General features: G+C 72.6%; 18 protein-coding genes and 1 pseudogene. 13 read left to right on the top strand and 6 right to left on the bottom strand.

Annotation, left to right across the window (positions count from 1 at the left end; genetic code table 11):
* Nucleotides 1–316: 316 nt before the first annotated feature.
* From BF93_RS14200 to BF93_RS14185, 4 genes are read left to right on the top strand one after another with little or no spacing between them, the layout of a single operon-like run.
* Nucleotides 317–1,570 (top strand): ABC transporter substrate-binding protein, encoded by a 1,254-nt coding sequence (locus BF93_RS14200; RefSeq protein WP_038373500.1) that lies wholly within the window; start codon nucleotides 317–319, stop codon nucleotides 1,568–1,570.
* Nucleotides 1,567–2,595, top strand: coding sequence for a carbohydrate ABC transporter permease (locus tag BF93_RS14195; RefSeq protein WP_232226445.1), 1,029 nt, complete (start codon nucleotides 1,567–1,569; stop codon nucleotides 2,593–2,595). Before BF93_RS14200 ends, BF93_RS14195 begins: the two co-directional genes overlap by 4 nt.
* Nucleotides 2,592–3,446: a carbohydrate ABC transporter permease gene (locus BF93_RS14190; protein ID WP_038373499.1), complete on the top strand. Its 855-nt coding sequence runs from the start codon at nucleotides 2,592–2,594 to the stop codon at nucleotides 3,444–3,446. Before BF93_RS14195 ends, BF93_RS14190 begins: the two co-directional genes overlap by 4 nt.
* Complete coding sequence (locus tag BF93_RS14185; protein ID WP_038373498.1) at nucleotides 3,443–4,399, top strand: glycoside hydrolase family 43 protein; 957 nt, start codon at nucleotides 3,443–3,445, stop codon at nucleotides 4,397–4,399. Before BF93_RS14190 ends, BF93_RS14185 begins: the two co-directional genes overlap by 4 nt.
* Here the strand turns inward: BF93_RS14185 and BF93_RS14180 are convergent.
* The 3 genes from BF93_RS14180 to BF93_RS14170 all read right to left on the bottom strand — a co-directional run bounded on the left by BF93_RS14180 (nucleotide 4,387) and on the right by BF93_RS14170 (nucleotide 6,916).
* Nucleotides 4,387–4,908: a dihydrofolate reductase gene (locus BF93_RS14180; RefSeq protein ID WP_038373585.1), complete on the bottom strand. Its 522-nt coding sequence runs from the start codon at nucleotides 4,906–4,908 to the stop codon at nucleotides 4,387–4,389. The two genes, BF93_RS14185 and BF93_RS14180, sit on opposite strands and share 13 nt — an antisense overlap.
* A gap of 92 nt (nucleotides 4,909–5,000) precedes the next feature.
* Nucleotides 5,001–5,804 carry a thymidylate synthase gene (locus BF93_RS14175; protein ID WP_038373497.1) on the bottom strand — a complete coding sequence of 268 codons (804 nt, stop codon included), beginning with the start codon at nucleotides 5,802–5,804 and terminating at the stop codon, nucleotides 5,001–5,003.
* The gene (locus BF93_RS14170; protein ID WP_051486981.1) at nucleotides 5,801–6,916 is read right to left on the bottom strand and encodes a LacI family DNA-binding transcriptional regulator; all 1,116 of its coding nucleotides are present in this window, start codon (nucleotides 6,914–6,916) and stop codon (nucleotides 5,801–5,803) included. The genes BF93_RS14175 and BF93_RS14170 overlap by 4 nt, the downstream gene beginning before the upstream one ends.
* A gap of 253 nt (nucleotides 6,917–7,169) precedes the next feature.
* Between BF93_RS14170 and arfA the strand changes: the two genes are divergently transcribed.
* From arfA to BF93_RS14155, 3 genes are all read left to right on the top strand, one after another.
* On the top strand, nucleotides 7,170–8,684 hold the full coding sequence (arfA, locus tag BF93_RS14165; RefSeq protein WP_038373495.1) for an arabinosylfuranosidase ArfA: 1,515 nt from the start codon (nucleotides 7,170–7,172) through the stop codon (nucleotides 8,682–8,684).
* Between the two features lie 536 nt (nucleotides 8,685–9,220).
* Entirely contained in the window at nucleotides 9,221–9,682 is a 462-nt protein-coding gene (locus tag BF93_RS14160) for an ArsR/SmtB family transcription factor (RefSeq protein ID WP_084148567.1), read from the top strand.
* Nucleotides 9,679–10,176, top strand: coding sequence for an SRPBCC family protein (locus tag BF93_RS14155; protein WP_038373494.1), 498 nt, complete (start codon nucleotides 9,679–9,681; stop codon nucleotides 10,174–10,176). The genes BF93_RS14160 and BF93_RS14155 overlap by 4 nt, the downstream gene beginning before the upstream one ends.
* A gap of 323 nt (nucleotides 10,177–10,499) precedes the next feature.
* On the opposite strand, the gene BF93_RS14150 is transcribed toward BF93_RS14155, so the two are convergent.
* Complete coding sequence (locus BF93_RS14150; protein WP_232226443.1) at nucleotides 10,500–13,451, bottom strand: YhgE/Pip domain-containing protein; 2,952 nt, start codon at nucleotides 13,449–13,451, stop codon at nucleotides 10,500–10,502.
* Nucleotides 13,452–13,655: 204 nt separating this feature from the next.
* Between BF93_RS14150 and BF93_RS14145 the strand changes: the two genes are divergently transcribed.
* Nucleotides 13,656–14,648, top strand: a complete 993-nt coding sequence (locus BF93_RS14145) for a TerC/Alx family metal homeostasis membrane protein (RefSeq protein ID WP_038373492.1) — start codon at nucleotides 13,656–13,658, stop codon at nucleotides 14,646–14,648.
* Nucleotides 14,649–14,741: 93 nt separating this feature from the next.
* Here the strand turns inward: BF93_RS14145 and gluQRS are convergent, their stop codons facing one another.
* Entirely contained in the window at nucleotides 14,742–15,665 is a 924-nt protein-coding gene (gluQRS, locus tag BF93_RS14140) for a tRNA glutamyl-Q(34) synthetase GluQRS (protein ID WP_038373490.1), read from the bottom strand.
* A gap of 93 nt (nucleotides 15,666–15,758) precedes the next feature.
* Here gluQRS and BF93_RS14135 point away from each other — a divergent pair, with 93 nt between their 5' ends.
* Entirely contained in the window at nucleotides 15,759–16,457 is a 699-nt protein-coding gene (locus tag BF93_RS14135; protein ID WP_038373489.1) for a class I SAM-dependent methyltransferase, read from the top strand.
* A gap of 70 nt (nucleotides 16,458–16,527) precedes the next feature.
* Here the strand turns inward: BF93_RS14135 and BF93_RS14130 are convergent, their stop codons facing one another.
* Entirely contained in the window at nucleotides 16,528–17,271 is a 744-nt protein-coding gene (locus BF93_RS14130; protein ID WP_038373487.1) for a hypothetical protein, read from the bottom strand.
* Between the two features lie 207 nt (nucleotides 17,272–17,478).
* Here BF93_RS14130 and BF93_RS14125 point away from each other — a divergent pair, with 207 nt between their 5' ends.
* The 4 genes and pseudogenes from BF93_RS14125 (at nucleotide 17,479) to BF93_RS14115 (ending at nucleotide 20,882) form a co-directional block, all read left to right on the top strand.
* Nucleotides 17,479–18,015, top strand: a complete 537-nt coding sequence (locus BF93_RS14125; RefSeq protein WP_038373486.1) for a peptidylprolyl isomerase — start codon at nucleotides 17,479–17,481, stop codon at nucleotides 18,013–18,015.
* A 146-nt stretch (nucleotides 18,016–18,161) separates the two neighbouring features.
* Complete coding sequence (locus BF93_RS14120) at nucleotides 18,162–19,097, top strand: rhomboid family intramembrane serine protease (RefSeq protein ID WP_038373485.1); 936 nt, start codon at nucleotides 18,162–18,164, stop codon at nucleotides 19,095–19,097.
* Nucleotides 19,098–19,245: 148 nt separating this feature from the next.
* A pseudogene (locus BF93_RS20105) lies at nucleotides 19,246–19,688 on the top strand (PhoD-like phosphatase N-terminal domain-containing protein); the annotation flags it as partial.
* A gap of 153 nt (nucleotides 19,689–19,841) precedes the next feature.
* Nucleotides 19,842–20,882, top strand: coding sequence for an alkaline phosphatase D family protein (locus tag BF93_RS14115; RefSeq protein WP_415749465.1), 1,041 nt, complete (start codon nucleotides 19,842–19,844; stop codon nucleotides 20,880–20,882).
* Nucleotides 20,883–20,990 lie beyond the last annotated feature (108 nt).

Raw genomic sequence — 20,990 nt, 5'->3', positions numbered from 1 at the left:
CCGGCCCCGGGGTCCCGTCCGTGCGGCGACGAGGCCCGCGCGGCGCCGCCGCCGCTGTGCTCCGGCGCCGCCGCGGGAGCGCGCCTCGCGCGCCGATGACGACGTGGGATTCCGGGGGTCGGAGGCCATTCGCGCCAGGGCGGACCAGGGGCGGACTGACGAAACAGCAGGTCAGAGGGCTAGCTCCGAACAGCGGCCCGTGCGGACCGGCGCGGGAGATGTGTTGCCGAGACGTGATCCGCGACACGGATTCTCACGTTAAACTCGGCCCAGCGCCGCAGTGCCGCGGCGTCTCGGAGCCTCGAAGGAGACGGCCATGACGACTCGTACGCGATTCACCCGACGCGGAGCGCTCGGTCTCGGAGGGATGGCGCTCGCCGGCGCCGGCCTCGCAGCCTGCGGCGGGAACACCGGGGGCCTGACGGACCCCGGCGGGGGAGGCGGCGGCCTCTCGCAGTGGTACCACCAGTACGGCGAGGAGGGCACGCAGGACGCCGCCAAGCGCTACGCCGCCGACTACGGGGAGGCGACGGTGACGGTCAACTGGGTCACCGGCGACTACGCCGCACGGCTCTCGACCGCTCTGCTCTCCGGCGGCGGCGTCGACGTGTTCGAGAACAACGCCATCGCCGTCGACCAGGCCGATCAGGGGCGGTACGTCGACCTCACCGACATCATGGAACCGGTCAAGGACCAGTTCAACGAGGCGTCCCTGGGCCCGGTCACGATCGACGGCCGGATCTGGGGAATCCCGATGATCCTGGACCCCCAGCACTTCTACTACCGCAGGAGCCTGTTCGAGAAGGCGGGCATCGCACCCCCGGAGACCTTCGACGACCTCGTCGCCGCGGCCACCGAGCTGACCACCCCCGACCAGAAGGGCCTCTTCCTCGGCAACAACTTCGACGCCTGCACCTGGCCGATGGTGTGGGCCGCGGGCGGCTCGCCGCTGAACGAGGCCAAGGACGCCGTCGCCTACAACACCCCCGGCTACGCCCAGGGCCTCGCCGCGATCCAGAGGATGATCAAGGACGACGTGCTCCTGACCGGAGCCCCCTCGGACTGGGCCGATCCCGCCGCCTTCGCCTCGGGCCTCGCCGCGATCACCTGGGGCGGCTGCTGGGCGCTGCCGGCCCTCGAGGACGCCCTGGACGACATCGGCGTCTTCCCGCACCCCGCCGTCGGCCCCGAAGGGCGGCAGGTCGCCTTCATGGGCGGCTGGAACGAGCAGGTCGCCGGGAATAGCGAGAACATCGAGGCCGCCATCGCCTACGCGAAGTGGCTGTGGATCGACCAGACCGAGCACCAGACGGACTGGGCGCTGAGCTACGGCTTCCACATCCCGCCGATCACCGCCGTCGCCGAGCAGGCCGAGGCCCTCAAGGAGGGCAACGGGCTCGAGATCGCCACCATGGCCGCGGAGATGGGGGTGACCGGCCCGCCGGAGTACACCGGCGACGTCGGCACCCCGCGCGACGACGCGATCAGCAACATCCTGAAGAACGGCGCCGATCCGGCCGAGGAGCTCGCCAAGGCCGAGGAGGCCAGCAACCGGGCGCTCGGCGCATGAGCGCGCGGACCGCGGCGCCGGCCGCCGTCCCCGTCGACCGCGCCGCGCGCAGCGGCCCGACCAGGATCCGCGGGAACGGGCTCGCGTTCTGGCTGTTCTTCACCCCGTTCCTGGTCGGGCTGCTCGTCTTCACCGTCCTGCCGCTGATCTGGGGCGCGACGCTGAGCCTGTTCGAGGCCCGGGGGACGGTCCTGCCCACCGAGTTCATCGGGCTGGACAACTTCCGCGGCTTCCTGGTCGACACGGCGTTCCTGCAGTCGCTGCGCACCTTCATCGTGTTCGCGCTGTGCATCGTGCCGGTGACGATGGCGGCGTCCCTCGCCCTGGCCGTCCTCGTCAACGGCCTGCCGCGGTTCCAGGCCTTCTTCCGCTCGGTCTTCTTCCTCCCCACCGCCTGCAGCTATGTCGTCGCCTGCGTCGTGTGGAGGCTCTCGCTGTTCAACGGGCTCGAGTCGGGCGTCGTGAACCAGATGCTCGGCCTGGTGGGGATCGACGCGATCTCGCAGTGGCTGTCCGCCTCGCCGTACTGGTGGATCGTCCTGGTCTCGGTGCGCCTGTGGCTGCAGGTCGGCTTCTACATGCTGCTGTTCCTGGCCGGGCTGCAGGCGATCCCCGCGCAGCTGTACGAGGCGGCCGCGGTCGACGGGCTGAGCCCCGGCGGCTTCTCGATGTTCCGCCTCATCACCCTGCCGCAGCTGCGCACCACCTCCGCGGCGGTGCTCCTGCTGCTGCTCATCGCGGCCTTCCAGGCGTTCGACGAGTTCTACAACCTCACCGGCAACAATCCCGAGACCCGCCCTCCGCTGGTCTATCTCTACAACGTCGCCCTGGGCCCGCAGCAGGACTTCGGGCGCGGCTCCGCGGGAGCCCTGGTCCTCACCGCGATCATGGTCCTCGCCGGGCTCCTGCAGACCTGGCTGATCGGCTTCGGGTCCGATGATGACACCCCGCGGCGCCGCCTGGGACGGCTGCGCCGCCGCGGAGGGCGCCCCGCCTCCCGCCCGGACCAGGGGGAAGCGGCATGAGCGCGCAGCTGCGCATCGTCGGCCAGAACCGGGGGAGCGCCGGCCTCGTGCTGCGCTACGGGATCGCGGGAGTGCTCGCGGTGGTCTTCCTCGTCCCGTTCTACGCGATGATCAAGACGGCCCTGTCCCCGAACGACGAGATCTACTCGCAGGACTTCGTGCTCTGGCCCCGCGACCCGCAGTGGCAGAGGATCCCCGAGCTGCTGGCGGACCCGCGCTATCTCGACGCGCTGAAGAACTCGGCGATCATGGCCGTGGCCTCGACCTCGCTCACGATCCTCATCGCGGCGCTGGCCGGGTACGCGCTGGTGCGCATCCCGCATCGGGCCGCGCGGCCGATGTTCGTGCTGGTGATCGTCGTCCTGCTGGTCCCGGCGACCACCGCGTTCGTGCCCAACTTCATCATCGTCGCCTCGCTGGGCTGGATCGGCACGCTGCAGGGTCTGATCGTGCCGGGCCTGTTCAGCGCGTTCAACGTGTTCCTGTTCCGGCAGTTCTACGTGAACTTCCCGCGCGAGATCGAGGAGGCCGCGTACATCGACGGCGCCGGGTTCTTCCGCACGTTCTTCCGGATCGTCTTCCCCAACACCCTGCCCTTCGCCTCGGCGCTCACCGTGCTCGGGCTGATCGGGTCCTGGAACGCCTTCCTCTGGCCGCTGGTCGTGGCGGGCGACGGGCAGAACGCGATGACCGTGCAGATCTACCTGTCCTCCTTCCTCACCGCGCAGACCTTCGACTACGGGGGACTGTTCATGGCGGCGACGGTCAGCCTCATCCCGGTGCTGGCCGTGTTCTTCGTCCTCCAGCGCTACCTGGTCGCGGGCATCGCCGCGACGGGGCTCAAGGGATGAGGGCCGACGGCGCGGGGCCGGACCCTCAGCAGGCTGCCTCCCGGGCGACCCCCGCCTGGGAGGCGCCCCTCGCGGACCCGGCCGTGGTCCGCGTGCCCGGCGGCTGGATCGCCTACGGCACCGGTCCCGTCCGGGACGGGCGGGCGGCGCCCGCGGCGGTCTCCGCGGACCTCGTGACCTGGGTCGGGATCGGGGGCGTGCTCGAGGCCCTCGGGCCGGAGGCGGGGGACTCCTACTGGGCGCCGGAGGTGTGCGCGCGGGACGGCGCATGGTGGATGTACTACTCCGTCGGGCACGGCGATCGGGGTCATCGCCTGCGCGTGGCCCGGGCCGACGGGCCCACCGGGCCTTTCCGCGACCTGGGGGTCGTGCTCACCCCGGACGAGCTGTTCGCGATCGACGCCTCGCCGTGCCGCCTCGAGGACGGCAGCTGGTGGCTGTTCTTCGCCCGGGACGTGCTGGACCACGACCGGCCGGGGACGCACCTGGCCGCGGCGCCCCTGCTCACACCGACCGAGCTGGGCGAGACCGTCCCCGTCCTCGCGCCGTACGACGACAGCCAGATCTTCGCCCGGGAGCGGCCCATGCACGGCGGCACCCATACCTGGCACACCCTCGAGGGCCCGCACGTCGTGGCCCGTGACGGGATCCTGTTCCTGACCTTCTCCGCCGGATCGTGGCAGGGAGCCGGATATCGCACCGCCTGGGCCTGGGCCGCCTCCCCGCGGGGACCGTGGACGGTGCCGCCGCCCCCGGACGACGTGCTGCTGCGCAGCGACGGGGAGTTCATCGGCCCCGGCCACAGCTCCTGCACCCGCGGACCCGACGGGCAGGACGTCATCGCCTTCCACGCCTGGGACGAGGCCGCCAGCGGCCGGTACATGCATCTGCGTCCGCTCGAGGTGGACGCCGCAGGGCCGGCGCTGCGGGTCCGGCGGGATCAGCGGGAGTAGCGCAGGATCCGGTAGCGCAGCCCCGAGGCCGACTCGTGCCAGCCCTGCGGCGGGTCGGCCTCGGCGAGGCGCGCCTCGCCCGGGATCTCCGGGGCGGTGGTGTCTCCCGCGACCTCGAGGTCGATCTCGGTGACCACGAGCAGGTCCGCCCGGTCCATCGCCTCGCGGTAGACGCGGCCGCCGCCGATCACCCAGGTCGTCCCCGCCTCCTGGCCCTCGGCCTCGCGCCGGTCCAGGTCCGCGGAGGCCAGCGCGAGCGCCTCCTCGAGATCGCGGGCACGCCGCGCACCCTCGGCCGCGAAGGCGTCGTCCGAGGTGATGACGATGTTCGTGCGACCGGGCAGGGGGCGGTACCGCGGCGGGAAGGACTCCCAGGTGCGCCGCCCCATCACCACGGGCGATCCCGCCGTGGTGCGCGAGAAGTGGCGCAGGTCCTCCGGCAGATGCCAGGGCATGGTGCCTCCCGCGCCGATCACGCCGCCGCGCGCCTGCGCCCAGATCAGACCGATGCGCCGCGCTGCGGGGCCTGTCCCTGGTCCGGGACCTGCCTCCGGTCCGGGGCCTGCCTCCGGTCCGGGGCCTGCCTCCGGCCCGGCGACGCTCACACCGCCACCGGCGCGGCGATGCCCTTGTGGTGCTGGTAGTCCACGATCTCGAAGTCCTCGAGGGCGTAGTCCAGGATGCTCTCCGGCCGACGGCCGATGCGCAGCGTCGGCGCGGGGAACGGATCGCGGGCCAGCTGCCGCTGCACCTGCTCGACGTGGTTGTCGTAGATGTGGCAGTCCCCGCCGGTCCACACGAAGTCCCCGACCTCGAGATCGGTCTGCTGGGCGACCATGTGGGTGAGCAGCGCGTAGCTGGCGATGTTGAACGGCACCCCCAGGAACAGGTCCGCGCTGCGCTGGTACAGCTGGCAGGACAGCTTCCCCTCGATCACCGCGAACTGGAACAGGGCGTGGCAGGGGGCGAGCGCCATCTGCGGGATGTCCGCCGGGTTCCAGGCCGAGACGATCAGGCGGCGGGAATCGGGGTTCGTGCGGATCTGCTCGACGACCTGCGTGATCTGGTCGATCACGCCGCCGTCGGGGGTGGGCCAGGAGCGCCACTGGGCGCCGTAGACGGGGCCCAGGTCCCCGTTCTCATCGGCCCATTCGTCCCAGATGCTCACGCCGCGCTCCTGCAGCCAGCGCACGTTGGTGTCCCCGCGCAGGAACCACAGCAGCTCCAGGGCGAGGGAGCGGAAGTGCACGCGCTTGGTCGTGATCAGCGGGAAGCCCTGGGAGAGGTCGAAGCGCAGCTGGCGGCCGAAGACGGTGCGGGTGCCGGTGCCGGTGCGGTCGCCCTTGGGGGCGCCGGTCTCCAGCACCTCGCGCAGGAGGTCCTCGTAGGGGGTGGGGATGGTCATCGGGCGGGCTCCTTCTCGGCGGGCGGGGCGGCGGCGGTCTCGGGGGCGGGGCCCGGTGGGGCGGTGCTCTCGCGCACCACCAGCGTGTACGGGGTGAGGACGACCCGCGGCGGGCCGTCGTGGCCGCGCACGCGCTCGGTCAGCAGGTCCAGCGCGGTGCGGGCCAGGGCCTCCTTGTCGGGGGAGATCGAGCTCAGCGGGGGAGCGGTGAACAGGGCGTCGGGCACGTCGTCGTAGCCGATCACGGCGACGTCCTCGGGGACCCTCCGGCCCGCGCGGCGCAGGGCGGCGAGGGCGCCGATGGCGAGCTCGTCGTTGGCGCAGACCAGCCCGTCCACGTCGATGCCGCGCTCCAGCAGCGCCTCGGCGCCCGCCAGCCCGTCGGAGCGGTGCCAGTCCGCGACCTCCTGGACGATGGCCTCGCGCGGGTCGATCCCGTGCTCGGCCAGCGCGCTGAGGTAGCCGTCGCGGCGCAGGGTCCCCGAGCTGTGCGGCTGGGCGCCGACGGCCGTGGTGATCTGGCCGATGAACGCGACCTTGCGCCGCCCGGTCTCCAGCAGGTGCGCCGTCGCGTCGTGCGCGGCAGAGACGTTGTCGATCTTCACGTAGTCGCAGCCCTGGGGGAGCGTCTCGGGGAGGTGCTCGCCGATGAAGACGGTGGGCTGGCTGGTCCGCTCCAGGGCGGCGATGCGCTCCTCCTCGAGCAGGAGGGGGCTGAAGACGACGCCGTCGCCGAGGACGCGCTTGAAGCCCTCCAGCACGTTGCGCTCCTCCTCGGAGCCGGCCCGCGTCGAGTGCAGCAGCGCCGTCTGGCCGCGCCGCTGCGCCTCCTCGATGAAGGCCTGGGCGAGGTGCGAGAAGTAGGTGAACGCCAGCGACGGCAGCGCCAGGGTGATCAGCCCGCTCTCCCCGGTGCGCAGCTGCTGCGCGGCGACCTGGGGGCGGTACCCGACCTGCGCGATCGCCGCGCGCACCCGCTCGCGGGTGGCCTCGCTGACGTGCGGGTATTCGTGCACGACGTTGGAGACGGTCTTGATCGAGACGCCCGCGATCCCGGCGACATCGCGCAGCGTGGGTGGGCGATGGGGGCCGGAGCGGGCGGTCGTGCTCATGGCGCCGATTGTTGCATCCCCCCGGCGGCCCCGGGGCGGAGGGACGCGGCCGAGCCCGCCGGGCCGCCCCGGAGCGGCGCGCATCCGGCGGGGGTCCGCGGCGCGGGAGCGGCGACGAGAGGCCGCCGGGGCGTTGACGGGGGAGGGGGCATGTGCCAAAGTTGTACAACGTTGTATAACGGGTCGTGCGAGGACGCTGCTGCGCCCTCGGGCGCCCGTCCGAGCCCCAGCACCCCGAAGGACGCCGACGCCGATGTCACCGACCGTCACCATCACCCTGGATCCCGCCTTCCGCATCGCCCCCGTGCGCCCGCGCACCTTCGGCTCCTTCGTCGAGCACCTGGGGCGCTGCGTCTACACCGGCATCCACGAGCCGGACCACCCCACCGCCGACGAGGACGGCTTCCGCACCGACGTGCTCGAGCTGACCCGCGAGCTGGGCGTCACCTCCGTGCGCTACCCCGGCGGCAACTTCGTCTCCGGCTACAAGTGGGAGGACGGCGTCGGCCCCGTCGAGGAGCGCCCCGCGCGCCACGACCTCGCCTGGCACACCACCGACCCCAACACCGTGGGCCTGGACGAGTTCATGGCCTGGGCGAAGAAGGCCGGGGTCGAGCCGATGTACGCCGTGAACCTCGGCACCCGCGGCGTCGCCGAGGCCGTGGACGTGCTGCAGTACGCCAACGCGCCGCAGGGCATCGCCCTGTCCGACCAGCGCGCCGCCAACGGCCACCCCGAGGGCTACGGCATCCGCATGTGGTGCCTGGGCAACGAGATGGACGGCCCCTGGCAGACCGGCCACAAGACGCCGGAGGAGTACGCGCGCCTGGCCACCGAGACGGCGCGCGCCATGCGCCAGGAGGATCCGGACCTCGAGCTCATCGCCTGCGGCTCCTCAAGCTCCTCGATGGAGACCTTCGGCGCCTGGGAGAACATCGTCCTCACCGAGGCCTACGACTTCGTGGACATGATCTCCGCCCACGCCTACTACGCCGAGCACGACGGCGACCAGGGCTCCTTCCTCGCCTCGGCGCAGGACATGGACTACTTCATCGAGTCGGTCGTCGCCACGGCGGACCACGTGCGCGCCAAGCTCAAGCGCGAGAAGCGGATCCACATCAGCTTCGACGAGTGGAACGTCTGGTACCAGAAGCGTGCCGAGTCCCGCCCGCCCAGCGGCGACGACTGGCCCGTCGCGCCGGTCCTGCTCGAGGACCACTACACCGCGATCGACGCGGTCGTCGTCGGCAACCTGCTCATCTCGCTGCTGCGCCACTCCGACCGCGTGGCCTCCGCCTCGCTCGCGCAGCTGGTGAACGTCATCGCGCCGATCATGACCGAGCCCGGCGGCCGCGCCTGGAAGCAGACCACCTTCCACCCCTTCGCGCTGACCGCCCGTCATGCCTCGGGCGAGGTGCTGCGCCTGGCGATCGACGTCCCCACCTACGAGAACGCGCGGTTCGGGCAGTCCGACCTCGCCGATTCCGTCGCCACCTGGGACGAGGAGTCCGGCGAACTGACGATCTTCGCGGTCTCGCGCGCCACCGAGGGCGACCTCGACCTGGCCGTGGACCTCTCCGCCTTCGGCGATCTCGAGCTCGTCGAGGCCCTCACCCTGCACCACGAGGACCCCTACGCCCGCAACTCGGCCGATGCGCCCGACACCGTCGCGCCGCAGGCCAACGACACCGTCGCGCTCGAGGGCGGGAAGCTCACCGCCGCCCTGCCGGCGATCTCCTGGAGCATCCTGCGCCTGAAGCGCGCCTGACCTCCGCGCCCGCCGGGAGATCCGGCGGGCGCACGACGGGGCCGAGGGGGAGCGATCCCCCTCGGCCCCGTCTCGCTGTCCTCACGTCCCTCAGCGCCGTCCTCCCTTCCCCGTCGTGCCGTCCTCCCTTCCCCGTCGTGCCGCCGCCCGAGCCATCGTGCTGCGCCCAGGCCTCCGTGTGCCTATCTGTGCAGTGCAGTCGCCCCGTCGCTCCGGCGGTGCGCAGGAGGACGGGCCCGGACCTGGCGGGGACCCTGTGCGGGGAGGCTCGGGACGACTGATCGATATCGACCCCTATGGCGCGCTCTCAGGGGCGCGAATCGATCACCCGCGCAGAGCGTGCGGGACGCGGCTCCCCGAGGCCATGTCGGCCTGCCGTGGAGGTCGGCCATGCCGGCGCCCGTGGAGGCCGACCATGCCGGCCCGCCGCAGAGGTTCCGGGGAGCTGCCGAACTTTATTCAACTCAGGGGTTGACGACCGGGGTGGGCGGGCGTAGCGTCCTCCTTATCAACCGGATAGTTGAACAAGGAGGGCGATGCAGAACACCGACGACATCGACACCCTGTCCCGGGCCTTCGCGGCCCTCGCCGATCCCACCCGCCGCGACCTCGTCGCCCGGCTCACCCTGGGCGATGCGACCGTCGGCGAGCTCGCCGCCCCGTACGACATGTCGCTCCAGGCGGTGAGCAAGCACCTGAAGGTCCTCGAGGAGGCCGGGCTCGTCACCCGCAGCCGGGACGCACAGCGGCGTCCCGTGCACCTCGAGACGCAGGCGCTGGGGGAGCTGACCCGCTGGATCGACCAGCATCGGCATCGAGCCGAGGCGCGCATGTCCCGTCTCGAGTCCCTGCTGTCCCGCATGTCCGCCCCGTCGGCCCCGGACGTTCCCGCCCCGCAGGGAAGCCCCACCCCGCAGAGCACGCCCGCAGCACCGGTCGCCTCCGCAGCACCGAACACACCCGCAGTATCGAACACACCCGAGGAGCCATCGTCATGAGCACCACCGAGCACATCACCACCGCCACCATCGAAGCGGACCCCGAGGTCCCGATCATCCGCATCACCCGGGACTTCCAGGCCGCGCCGGAGCAGGTCATTCGCGCGCACACCGATCCGGAGCTGGTCACCCAGTGGAACGGCCCCGACGGGCTGACCATGACCATCGACCACTGGGATGCCCGCACCGGCGGGTCCTGGCGCTTCGTCCACGCCGACGAGAACGGGGAGTACGCCTTCCACGGCTGCTTCCACGAGGTCTCCGACACCCGCATCGTGCAGACCTTCACCTGGGAGGGCATGCCCGATCACGTCTCGCTGGAGACGCTGACCGTCGAGGACCTCGGGGACGGCTGGACCCGTCTGCACGCCCAGTCCCTCGTGGACAGCTTCGCCGGGCGCAACGGCTGGCTCGAGTCCGGCATGGAGGTCGGCGTCAACGAGGGCTACGCCAAGCTCGACCGCGTCCTCGCCGGAGAGACGCCCCGGTCCTGACCCCCCCCGCCGCCTGCCCGCCCTGCCCCTCACATCTCCGCCCCGAGCAGCCCCAGGGCCCCGCACCGCGCATCTCCGCCCCGCGCAGCCCCAGGGCCCCGTGCCGCGCAGCACCACGCCGAGAAGTCATTCTGCGTCGCTTGAATCCTTGTTCAAGCGACGCAGAATGACTTCTCGGCGTGTTCGGGGAGGGGCCGGTGTGTCATGGGAGGGATCGGGGCTCGGGGTCGGGCTCGGAGCCGGCGCCTGGCCAGGCTGGGGCTGGGGGCCGGGCGTGCCTGCGGGCCGGGCCCGGGGCGCGGGATGCGCGCCCGGGCCCCGGGTCAGGCGGCGGCGGGAGCGGCGGCGGGGCCGGGCTCGGCCGAGGCCTCCCGCTGCACCTCGCGGCGGAACTTCCGGGCTCCGAAGTAGCCCAGGACCAGGGCGAGCACGAACCAGCCGGACAGCCACAGCAGGTCGCCGCGCGGGTCGATCCAGCCGCCGCCGATGGCGCCGCGGAAGGCGTCGATCGCGTGGGTCATCGGCAGGTACGGGTGGATCACCTGGAAGAACTTCGGCAGGGTCTGGACGGGGTAGGTGCCGCCGGCGCCGGAGATCTGCAGCGCGACCAGGACCAGCGCCACGAACTTGCCGATCGGCCCGAACATCGCACCGAAGCCGTGGTTCAGCGCCACGAACACGAGCGAGGTGAGGACCGACAGGCCCGCCAGCAGCGGCACGTCCACCGCCGTGATCCCGACGGCCATGTGCAGCACCGCGACGGCGATGATCGCCTGGACGGCGCCCAGCAGAAGCGCCGGCAGCAGTCCGCCGCCGAGCAGGGCGAGCGGCCCGCGGCCCTCGGCCGCCGCGCGGCCGGAGAACGGCGGCATCATGAGGAAGATGGCCATGCCGCCCACCCACAGGCTGATCGCCAGGAACAGCGGCGCCAGCCCCTCGCCGAAGCGGTCCAGCCCGTTCTCGCGGACGAAGTCCATGCTCACGCCCTCGGAGGCGGAGCCGGCGAGGTGCTCGCGCTCGGAATCGGTGTAGGAGGGGACCTGGTCGCGGGCGTCGGTGAGCCCGTCGGTGAGCTCGGCCCCGCCGTCGGCGAGCTGGCCGGCGCCGTCCTCGAGCTGACCGGAGCCGTCCTCCAGCTGGACCGCCCCGTCCTCGAGCTGGCCGGCGCCGTCCTCGAGCTGCTCGGCGCCGCCGACCGCGGAGCCGAGGCCCCGGGTCAGCTCCCCGGTGCCGTCGGCGAGCCGGCCCGCGCCGTCGGCCAGCTGGTCCGCGCCGGTGCTCGCGGTGGAGACGCCGCCGGTGTACGCCTCGACGCCCTCGTGCAGCGTCTGGGCGCCGTCGGCCGTCTGCCGGGAGCCCTCGGCGAGAGCGGTGGCGCCGTCCGAGAGCTGCTCGGAGCCGTCGGCCAGCTGGTGCACGCCGTCGGCCCCGTCGCTGAGCGTGCGGTACGCGTCGGGCAGCGCGAGGGCGACCTCGCGGGCCTGGGAGGTGAGCTCGTCGACCTGGTCGCCGACGCCGGGGGAGGCGTCCGTGGCGTCGGAGGCCAGCTGCTCGGCGGAGGCGATGTCGTCGGCGAGGGTGCGGGCGTCGGTCGCGATGCCGGACAGCGGGGTGGCGATGCCGTCGGTCACGGTGGCGATGTCCTGGGTGGTGGTGACCAGGGACTCGGCGGTGCTCGTCATCTCTCCGGCGGTGTCGGAGATGCCCGATGCGGACTCCGACAGGGACTGCGAGGAGTCCGCGGCCGTGCCGATCGACTCCGAGGCCGAGGCCGTGTCCGATGCGGTGGAGGCCGCGTCGTCCCGGAGGCCCTGGGAGGAGCCGGCGAGGTCGGTGAGGTCCGCGCAGAAGGACTCGTCCGCGCCGGATTCGGCGCAGCGCGCGGCGAGGCCGTCGACCCCGCCGGTGTAGGTGTCGACGTCGTCCTGGAGGGCGGCGGCGGATTCGGCGGCGGTGCCGGCGGCGTCGTCGGCCGCGGTGACCTGCTCGTCGACCGTGCCGGCGTCCTCGACGAGGGGCTGGGCGGCGGTGACGACGTCCTGCGCCTGGGTCTGGAGGGTGGTGGCGTCGCTCGCCGCGCCCTGGGCGGACTCGTCGATGTCGGTGACCGTGCTGGAGAGGGACTCGGCATCGGTCGCGAGGGTGTCCGCGGCGGTGGTGGGGCCGGCCAGGGCGTCCTCGACGTCCTGGACGAGGCCGGTGAAGCCGTCGATCGCGGTGACCAGGTCGGTGCTGGCCTGGTCGACGCTCTCCTGGGAGACGCCCATCTCGTCCAGGCGGTTCTGGGCGTCGGTGACGGCGGTGTCGAGGGTCTCGGTGCCCTCGGCGACCTGCTGGGCACCCGCTTCCAGGTCGGAGGCGCCGTCGGCGACCTGCCCGGTGCCGGTGGCGAGCTGCGAGCTGCCGTCGCGGAGGTCGGAGCCCTTGGAGTCGAGCTCGTCGAGCCCGGTGGCGAGCTGCCCGGCGCCGGAGTCGAGCTGCGCGGCGCCCTCGCCGAGGGTGACCGAGCCGTCCTCGAGCTGGCGCAGGCCCACCACGAGCGTCCCGGCGCCGTCGGTGAGCTCGCCGGCGCCGCCGGCGAGCTGCCCCGCGCCGTCGGTGAGGTCGCCGGCGCCGTCGCGCAGCTTCTCGGCGCCGTCGGTCAGCTCGCCGCTGCCGTCGACGGCGTCCACCAGGCCGTCGTGCAGGGTCGTGAAGCCGACGTAGACGTTGTCGAGGTACTCCTCCAGGACGCTCTCGCGCAGGGCCTCCGTGACCGCGGTGCCCACGGACTTCGTGAAGTTGCCCGAGACGTAGTTGACGGTGTCGTTGGTGCGGACCGTGAGCATCGCGGGGGTCGCGGCGGAGGCGTCGTCCCCGCCGATCGAGCCCACATCGGCCGAGAAGGTGGCGGGCACCTCGATGGTCGCGCCGTAGGTGCCGTCGGCGAGGCCGACCTCGGCCTCCTCGCGGCTGACCTCGACGAAGCGGTAGACGGTGCTCTGGTCCTTCTCCAGCAGCGTCTTCGTGAACTCCTCGCCCACGTCCAGGTGGCGCACGTCCCCGTCGGGGCCGGTGACGTCCGCCCCGGTGTCCTCGTTGACCACGGCGGCGGTGACCTGGTCCAGGTGGCCGCTGGGGTCGTCGAAGGACCAGGTCATGTTGCCGGAGTAGATGATCGGCACCAGCGCCAGGCCCGTGACGAACAGGGCGGCGATGGGCTTCTTCCACTCGGCGGGCAGCAGGGCGAGGAGGCCGGAGAGGAACGATGTGCGGGGACGCTTCGCGGTGGACACGCCTTCACGATACATTCGTGTATCCGATACGTAAAGGTATTGAGATGGTGATGCGGGCGACCGTCCCGGGCCGGGCGGAGTGCGCCACATCGACCGTCCGCGCGGCGGCGGCGCCGAGGGCGGGCGCTACTCTGGTCCGGTCTGCCCCTGCGCGGCCCTGCGGGCGGCGCGGCGGGCCTCCCCACCCCCGAAAGGTACCGCCTCATGGGCGAGATAAGCATCACCTTCGAGGTCATCGCGCTGGTCGTGCTGACCGCGATCCTCATCCTGGACCTGCTGCTGGTCCTCAAGCGCCCCCATGAGCCCTCCATGAAGGAGGCCTCGCTGTGGATCGGCTTCTACGTGTCGCTGGCCCTGATCTTCGCGGTGGTCCTCGCCATCGCCTCCGATGGCCACACCGCGTCCCAGTTCCTCACGGGCTGGCTGCTGGAGTACTCCCTGAGCGTGGACAACCTGTTCGTGTTCATCGTGATCATGGGCAAGTTCGCGGTCCCGCGGAAGTACCAGCAGGAAGTGCTGATGGTGGGCATCATCATCGCGCTGATCGCCCGTGCCGCCTTCATCCTCGCCGGCTCGGTGATCATCGACCAGTTCGCGGGCGTGTTCTACATCTTCGGCCTGTTCCTGCTGTACACGGCGTGGAAGCAGACCAAGGAGGAGGACGACGACGAGGGCGACTCCTTCATCATGCGCTCGGTGCGCAAGGTCCTCCCGGTGCACAACGAGTACGACGGCAACCGGCTGCGCACCACCGTCGATGGCAAGAAGCTGTTCACCCCGATGCTGCTGGTGTTCATCACTATCGGCCTGACCGACGTGATGTTCGCGCTCGACTCGATCCCCGCGATCTTCGCGATCACCACCAACCCGTTCCTGGTCTTCACCGCGAACCTGTTCGCGCTGATGGGCCTGCGCCAGCTGTACTTCCTGCTGGGCGGCCTCATGGACCGCCTGAAGTACCTGCACTACGGCATCGCCGCGATCCTCGCGTTCATCGGCGTGAAGCTGATCATCCACGCGATCCACGAGGCCCCGCTGCACTGGCTGCCGGGCTTCGATGCCCTGGAGCGGATCCCCGAGGTGCCGATCTGGCTGTCGCTGACGGTCATCGTCGTCTCGATGGGCGTGGCCACGATCGCCTCGCTGATCGCCTCCGCCCGCGACACGACCATCGAGGAGAACACGCCGCAGGCCTGATCCTCCGCGCCCTGCAGCACCCGGCGGCCCCGCCCGGATCCTAGGATCCCGGCGGGGCCGCGCGCGTCCCCCGGGACCACGTCCGAGGCGCGCTCAGGCCGGCAGGTCCACGACCCACGGCTCCCGGGGCAGGGTCGCGGGGTCCCACCGCTCGAGCACGTCCGCAGCGGTGCGGCAGCCGGGCAGCCCCAGCGAGAGGCCGATCCGCGCCATCACGTCGCCGGCGCTCTCCCCGCGGGCGAGGCGGTCGCGCAGGGTGACGGCGCCGTCGCGCTTGGCCAGGCGGGCGCCCTGCGGGTTCACCGCGAGGGGCACGTGCGCGTACTGCGGCGGCCGATGCCCGAGGAGCTCGGCGAGGTGGGCCTGGCGCGGCGCCGAGGTCAGCAGGTCATCGGCCCGCACCACCTGGTCGATGCCGGCGTCCGCGTCGTCGACCACCACGGCCAGGTTGTAGGCGACCACGCCGTCGCCGCGGCGCAGCACGAGGTCGTCCACCGCGGCGGTCACCGCGCCCGCGAACATGTCCTGCACGGTGAGCGCGCGCACGCCGGCGCGCAGGCGCAGGGCCGGCTCGCGGCGCAGCCGATGCATCCGGGCGCGGCCGGCCTCGCGGGCGGCCGAGGAGAGGTCGCGGCAGGTGCCGGGGTAGGCGCCGGGCGGCGCATGCGGGGCCGAGGGGGCCTCGAGGATCTCCCGTCGGGTGCAGTAGCACTCGTAGACCAGGCCGGCGGCGGCGAGGCGGGCGATCGCCTCCTCGTGCTCCGCGCCGCGCTCGGACTGGCGCACCACCGGACCGTCCGCGGTGATGCCGATCGCCGCGAGGTCCTCGAGCTGGCGGGCCTCGGCGCCCTCCTGCACCCGGTCGAGGTCCTCCACGCGCAGGCGGAAGGCGCGCCCGGACCGCCGGGCGAGCACCCACGCGAGCACGGCGGTGCGCAGGTTCCCCAGGTGCAGGTCCCCGCTGGGGGAGGGGGCGTAGCGCCCGGCGCCGGCGGTCGGGGGCGGGGAGACGGTCACCGGGCCAGTCTAGGAAGCCGGGTGCTCCGGCGGGGCGTGCCGATCCGGCAACAGGACGGGACACGCCGCCGCAGCGGGCCTACGCTTCGCCGCATGAGCGAGCACACGCATCACCACCACGCCCCCGCGGAGGGCATCGACCCCGTCGCCCACTGGGAGGAGCACTACGGCACCGGCGACCGGGTCTGGTCCGGCGCGGCCAACGCGAGCCTGGTCGCGGTCCTGGAGGAGCTCGCCCCGTCCTCGGGCCCGTCCCGCGCCCCGCGCGCCCTGGACATCGGCTGCGGGGAGGGGGCCGATGCGATCTGGCTGGCGCGTGCCGGCTGGCGGACCACCGGAGTGGACATCTCTCCCACCGCCATCGGCCGGGCGCAGGAGGCGGCCCGGGAGGCCGGTCTGGGCCCCGAGCAGCTGCGGCTGATCGCCGCGGACCTCTCCGACCCGGTCGTGGACGCGGGCCTCGGCGGGCCCTTCGACCTGGTGACCGCCTCGTTCTTCCACTCCACGATCGCCCTGCCCCGCACGGGGATCCTGCGGCGGGCCGCGGCGCTGCTGGCCCCCGGCGGGCGCCTGCTGGTCATCTCCCATGCGGCGCCGCCGCCGTGGGCGCGCGGGGACTTCGCCCGCCATCGCGAGGACCTGCTGGACCCCGACGCGGAGGTCGCCGCGCTGGACCTGCCGGCCGCGGATTTCGCCGTCGAGCGGGCCGAGCTGCGCCGGCGTGCGGCGACGGCTCCCGACGGGACGCCCGCCGAGCTCGAGGACGGGGTCGTCCTGATCCGCCGCCGCTGAGCCCCGCACATGCGACAGGCCCGGTGCCGAGGGGATTCCCTCGGCGCCGGGCCTGCTGCGGGGCGGACGGTCAGGCGTCGCCGCGGTGGCTGCCGCGCTTGGCGGCATCGCCGGAGGCATCGGCCGCAGAGTCCTTCAGGGACTCGGCGACGTCGCCCGCCTCGGCGGAGCCCACCGAGTCGGACACCGCGGAGGAGTCCGAGTCCGTGGAGCCGGAGGCCGGGTAGTGGGCGCGGGCGAAGTCCGCCGGCGGGGCCCAGGGGTCCTCGACGGGGCGGGTCTTCTTCCAGGCCACGTAGCCGGCGGCGGCGCCGACGGCCGCGAGGCCGAGGACGAGCAGCACCTTGCCGGCGCGGCCCTTCTTCTTGGGGGCGGCGACCGGGGTGAGGGCGGCGGAGCGGATGTCCGACTGGCCCTTGTCGATCTCCTTGCGGGCGGCGTCCACGGCGGCGGTGACGGCCGCCGTGACCACCGTGTTGGTCGCCGCGGCGGTGCGCTTGGCCCGGGGGAGGTAGTCCTCCTGCAGGTCGTGCTTGAGGCGGTCGGCCTGCGGGCCGAGCTTCTCGGAGAGCGAGGACAGCTTCTCGCTCTGGGTGCGGATGTTGTCCTCGACGAGCGGACGGTACTGGTCCACGAGGCCCTCGGCCTTGCCGCGGAACTCCTTCGCGCCCTCGCTCACGACGGGGCCGACGGTGGAGGCGAGCTTGGACAGCTCGGAGAGGGCCTTGTCCGCCTTCGCCTCGACGGTGCTGGTGGCCTCGGCCGCCAGCTCCTGCGCCTTCTTCTCGGCACGCTTGGACGTCTTCAGCGCCATGGCTTCCCCTTTCGATCGATTCCGCCGGCTCGGCCGGCGCGGGTCCAGGAAGCGGCACCGGGCTGCGTACATGCGGTACGGCGACACGCTTCGATCGCACTCACTCTATCGTGACCTGCGGCACGGACATCCAGGGTTCTCCCGGCGGTGGACGGGCGCGGATCGGCGTCCCGGGATCCGCGCCCGCGCATGTGCGAGGATGACCGCATGTTCGCAACTCTGCACACCAACCACGGGGACATCCGCCTGGAGCTGTTCCCGGACCACGCCCCCAAGACCGTCGAGAACTTCGTGGGCCTGGCCGAGGGCACCCGCGAGTTCACCGACGCCGAGACCGGCGAGAAGGTCACGCGCCCCTTCTACGACGGCGTCATCTTCCACCGCATCATCGACGGGTTCATGATCCAGGGCGGTGACCCCCAGGGCACCGGCACCGGCGGCCCCGGCTACACCTTCGACGACGAGATCTCCGAGAAGAACTTCAACGAGCCCTACAAGCTCGCCATGGCCAACGCCGGCAAGCGCATGAACGCGCTGACCGGCCGCCCCGCCGGCACCAACGGCTCGCAGTTCTTCATCACCGTCGCCCCCACCCAGTACCTGCACGGCAAGCACACCGTGTTCGGCGAGGTCGCCGACGAGGAGTCGAAGAAGGTCGTCGACGCCATCGCCACCACCGCCACCGACATGCGCGACCGTCCCCTCGAGGACGTCGTCATCACCTCGGTCACCATCGAGAAGTGACCTCTGCGCGCCGCCGTGCGCGATGACCGATCCCGTCGCCCGGAGCTGCCTCCGGCGGCGGGATCCGTCGTCCCGGGGCCGGGCGCGGGCCCAGGACGCCGACACGGCGGCGCGGCGGGACAGGTTGGTCGTGTAGGAATGAGCGCATGAACCGCCCCTCCTACGGCTACAACGCCGCCGATTCCTCGGAGCCGGGAGAGCAGCCCGTCTGCCCGCGCCACCCCGACCAGGTGACCTATGTGCGCTGCCAGCGCTGCGACCGGCCCGTCTGCGGGCAGTGCCAGCGTCCCGCCGCCGTGGGGGTGCTCTGCGTGGACTGCGAGCACCAGCTCGCCCGCCAGCAGCGCTCGACCCAGCCGCGCAACGCCATGGGCGGCGCCGCCCGGCGCTCCACGCCCTACGTCACCTACACCGTGATGGCGCTGTGCGCGCTCGCCTTCATCGGCCAGAACCTCGCGCCGGACATCGTCTTCCAGGAGCTCGCCTTCGCGCCGTTCCGGGCCCTGGCCATGCCGTGGACCTTCGTGACCAGCGGCTTCCTGCACGGCGGGATCATGCACATCGTGCTGAACCTGTGGGCGCTGTGGGCGGTGGGCCAGTACCTCGAGCAGACCATGGGCCATGCCCGGTACGCCGGGGTCTACCTGGTCTCGGTCATCGCCGGGCACGTCGCCGTGCTCCTGTTCGCCGATCCGACGTCCGTCGCCTGGATGGGCGCCACCGTCGGCGCGAGCGGCGGCATCTTCGGCCTGTTCGGCAGCCTGTTCGTCGTGAACCGGCGCATGGGCGCGCAGGCCACGCAGGTGCTGGTGCTGATCGGTCTGAACCTCGTGATCACCTTCACCGTCCCCAATATCTCCTGGCAGGGCCACCTGGGCGGGCTGGTGCTGGGCACGGCCCTGACCGCGGCCATGTTCTCGCTGCGCCCCAAGGCCGCCCCGGGAGCGGACCGCACGGCCCTGGCCCGCCGCGCCGCAGCGGTCCACGCGGCCGTGATCGGCGCCGGGCTGCTGCTGTGCGTGCTGATCGTCGTCGCGAAGGTGATGACGGTGCCGCAGGGGTACCTCGTCCCGATCTTCTGACCGCGCCCCGCGGCCAATGGGGCCGCGGGGATCCGGTCGGGCGCCGCCGTCGCGGCCCGGGCGCCGGGTCGCGGATGGCCGGGGCGGCCCCGACCGTTCGGGAAGGATTCATCGGCCGTTGGGGCGCGGGTCACCCCCGCGCGGCTGAATGGACGGGCCCCTCGCCCTCCTCGCCCCGGAGATCCCCATGACCCTGCTGCGCTCCACGTCCCGGCCCACCGACCGGATCGTCGTCCCCCGTCGTGCCTTCCTCGCCCTCGCCGGCGCCTCCGCCGGAGGGGCCGCCCTGGTGCCGAGCCCGTCGGCATCGGCCGATCCCTCCGGCCCCTTCGTTCCGCCGGGGGAGATGTTCACCCTGGGCGTCGCCTCCGGCGACCCGCATCCCGACGGCGTGGTCCTGTGGACGCGCCTGGCCCCGGACCCCGTCGCCGCCGACGGCCTGGGCGGCATGCCGGACCGGGACGTGAACGTCGCATGGGAGATGCCGAGGACGAGGGCTTCGCCCGGATCGTGCGCCGCGGCGTCGAGCGCGCCCGCGCCGAGGAGGCCCACAGCGTCCATGCCGAGGTGAAGGGCCTGCGCGCCGACCGCGTCTACTGGTACCGCTTCCGTGCGGCCGGCCAGATCAGCCCCGTCGGCCGGACCCGCACCGCCCCGGCCCGCGGCGCCGCCCTGAACGCGCTGACCTTCGCCTTCGCCAGCTGCCAGAGCTTCCCGGCCGGGCACTTCACGGCCTTCGAGCACATGGCCCGGGAGGACCTCGACGTCGTCGTCCACCTCGGCGACTACATCTACGAGAGCGGCGGCGCCGGCAGCATCGGCCGGGCGCACCTGCCCGCGGCCGAGGTGTTCAGCCTGGCCGACTACCGCGTGCGCTACGGCCAGTACAAGGCCGATCCCGCGCTGCAGGCCGCCCACGCCGCGGCGCCGTGGATCGTCGCGCCCGACGACCACGAGGTCGAGAACAACTGGGCCGGGGACCACTCCCAACCCGACGACGAGCCCGACCAGGACCCGGAGGTGTTCCGCCGGCGGCGCGCCGCCGCCTACCAGGCCTACTGGGAGAACATGCCGCTGCGCCGCTCCTCGATGCCCGACGGCCCCGAGATGCAGGTCTTCCGCCGCCTCGCCTTCGGGGACATGCTGCAGCTGAACGTGCTGGACACGCGCCGCTACCGCGACCGGCAGCTGCAGGACCCCGCCGGCCGGTGGGACGCGCAGCGCCAGATGCTCGGCGCGGAGCAGGAGGCCTGGCTGCTGGAGGGCCTGGGCGCCTCCGCCGCCCGCTGGAACGTGCTGGCCAACCAGGTGTTCTCCTTCGAGGCCGACCACGAGGCCGGCGAGGCCGTCCGCTACGGCATGGACACCTGGGACGGCTATGCCGCCGCGCGCCAGCGCCTGTTCGACGGCGTCCACCGCCGCGGCGTCGAGAACTTCCTGGTGGTCACCGGGGACGCGCACCGCAGCGTCGCGGCGGATCTGAAGCTGGACTTCTCCGACGACACCTCGCCGGTGGTGGGCGCGGAGTTCCTGGGCACCTCCATCAGCTCCGGCGGCAACGGCTCCGACTCCGACGCGCTGGGCAAGGTCTGGCTGGAGGAGAACCCGCACATGCGCTTCCACAACAAGCAGCGCGGGTACCAGGTGTGCCACCTGGGCCGGGACGCGATGCGCACCGAGTACAAGGTCGTGCCCTACGTCGACCGCCCCGGCGCCCCGATCGAGACCCGCGCGAGCATCCACGTCGAGAGCGGCCGCCCCGGCATCGCCCAGGTGGAGGACTGAGCTCGCGGGCGAATGACACGGCTGTGATTATCCCCAGCTGTGGAGAGGATTGGGGATAAGTCGGGGGTCGATGGGGGACAACCCCGCGCGATGGTGGACAACGCATGT

Source organism: Brachybacterium phenoliresistens (assembly GCF_000576425.1).
Classification (GTDB): Bacteria; Actinomycetota; Actinomycetes; order Actinomycetales; family Dermabacteraceae; genus Brachybacterium; species Brachybacterium phenoliresistens.
This window is presented reverse-complemented; position numbering and strand designations above follow the sequence as displayed.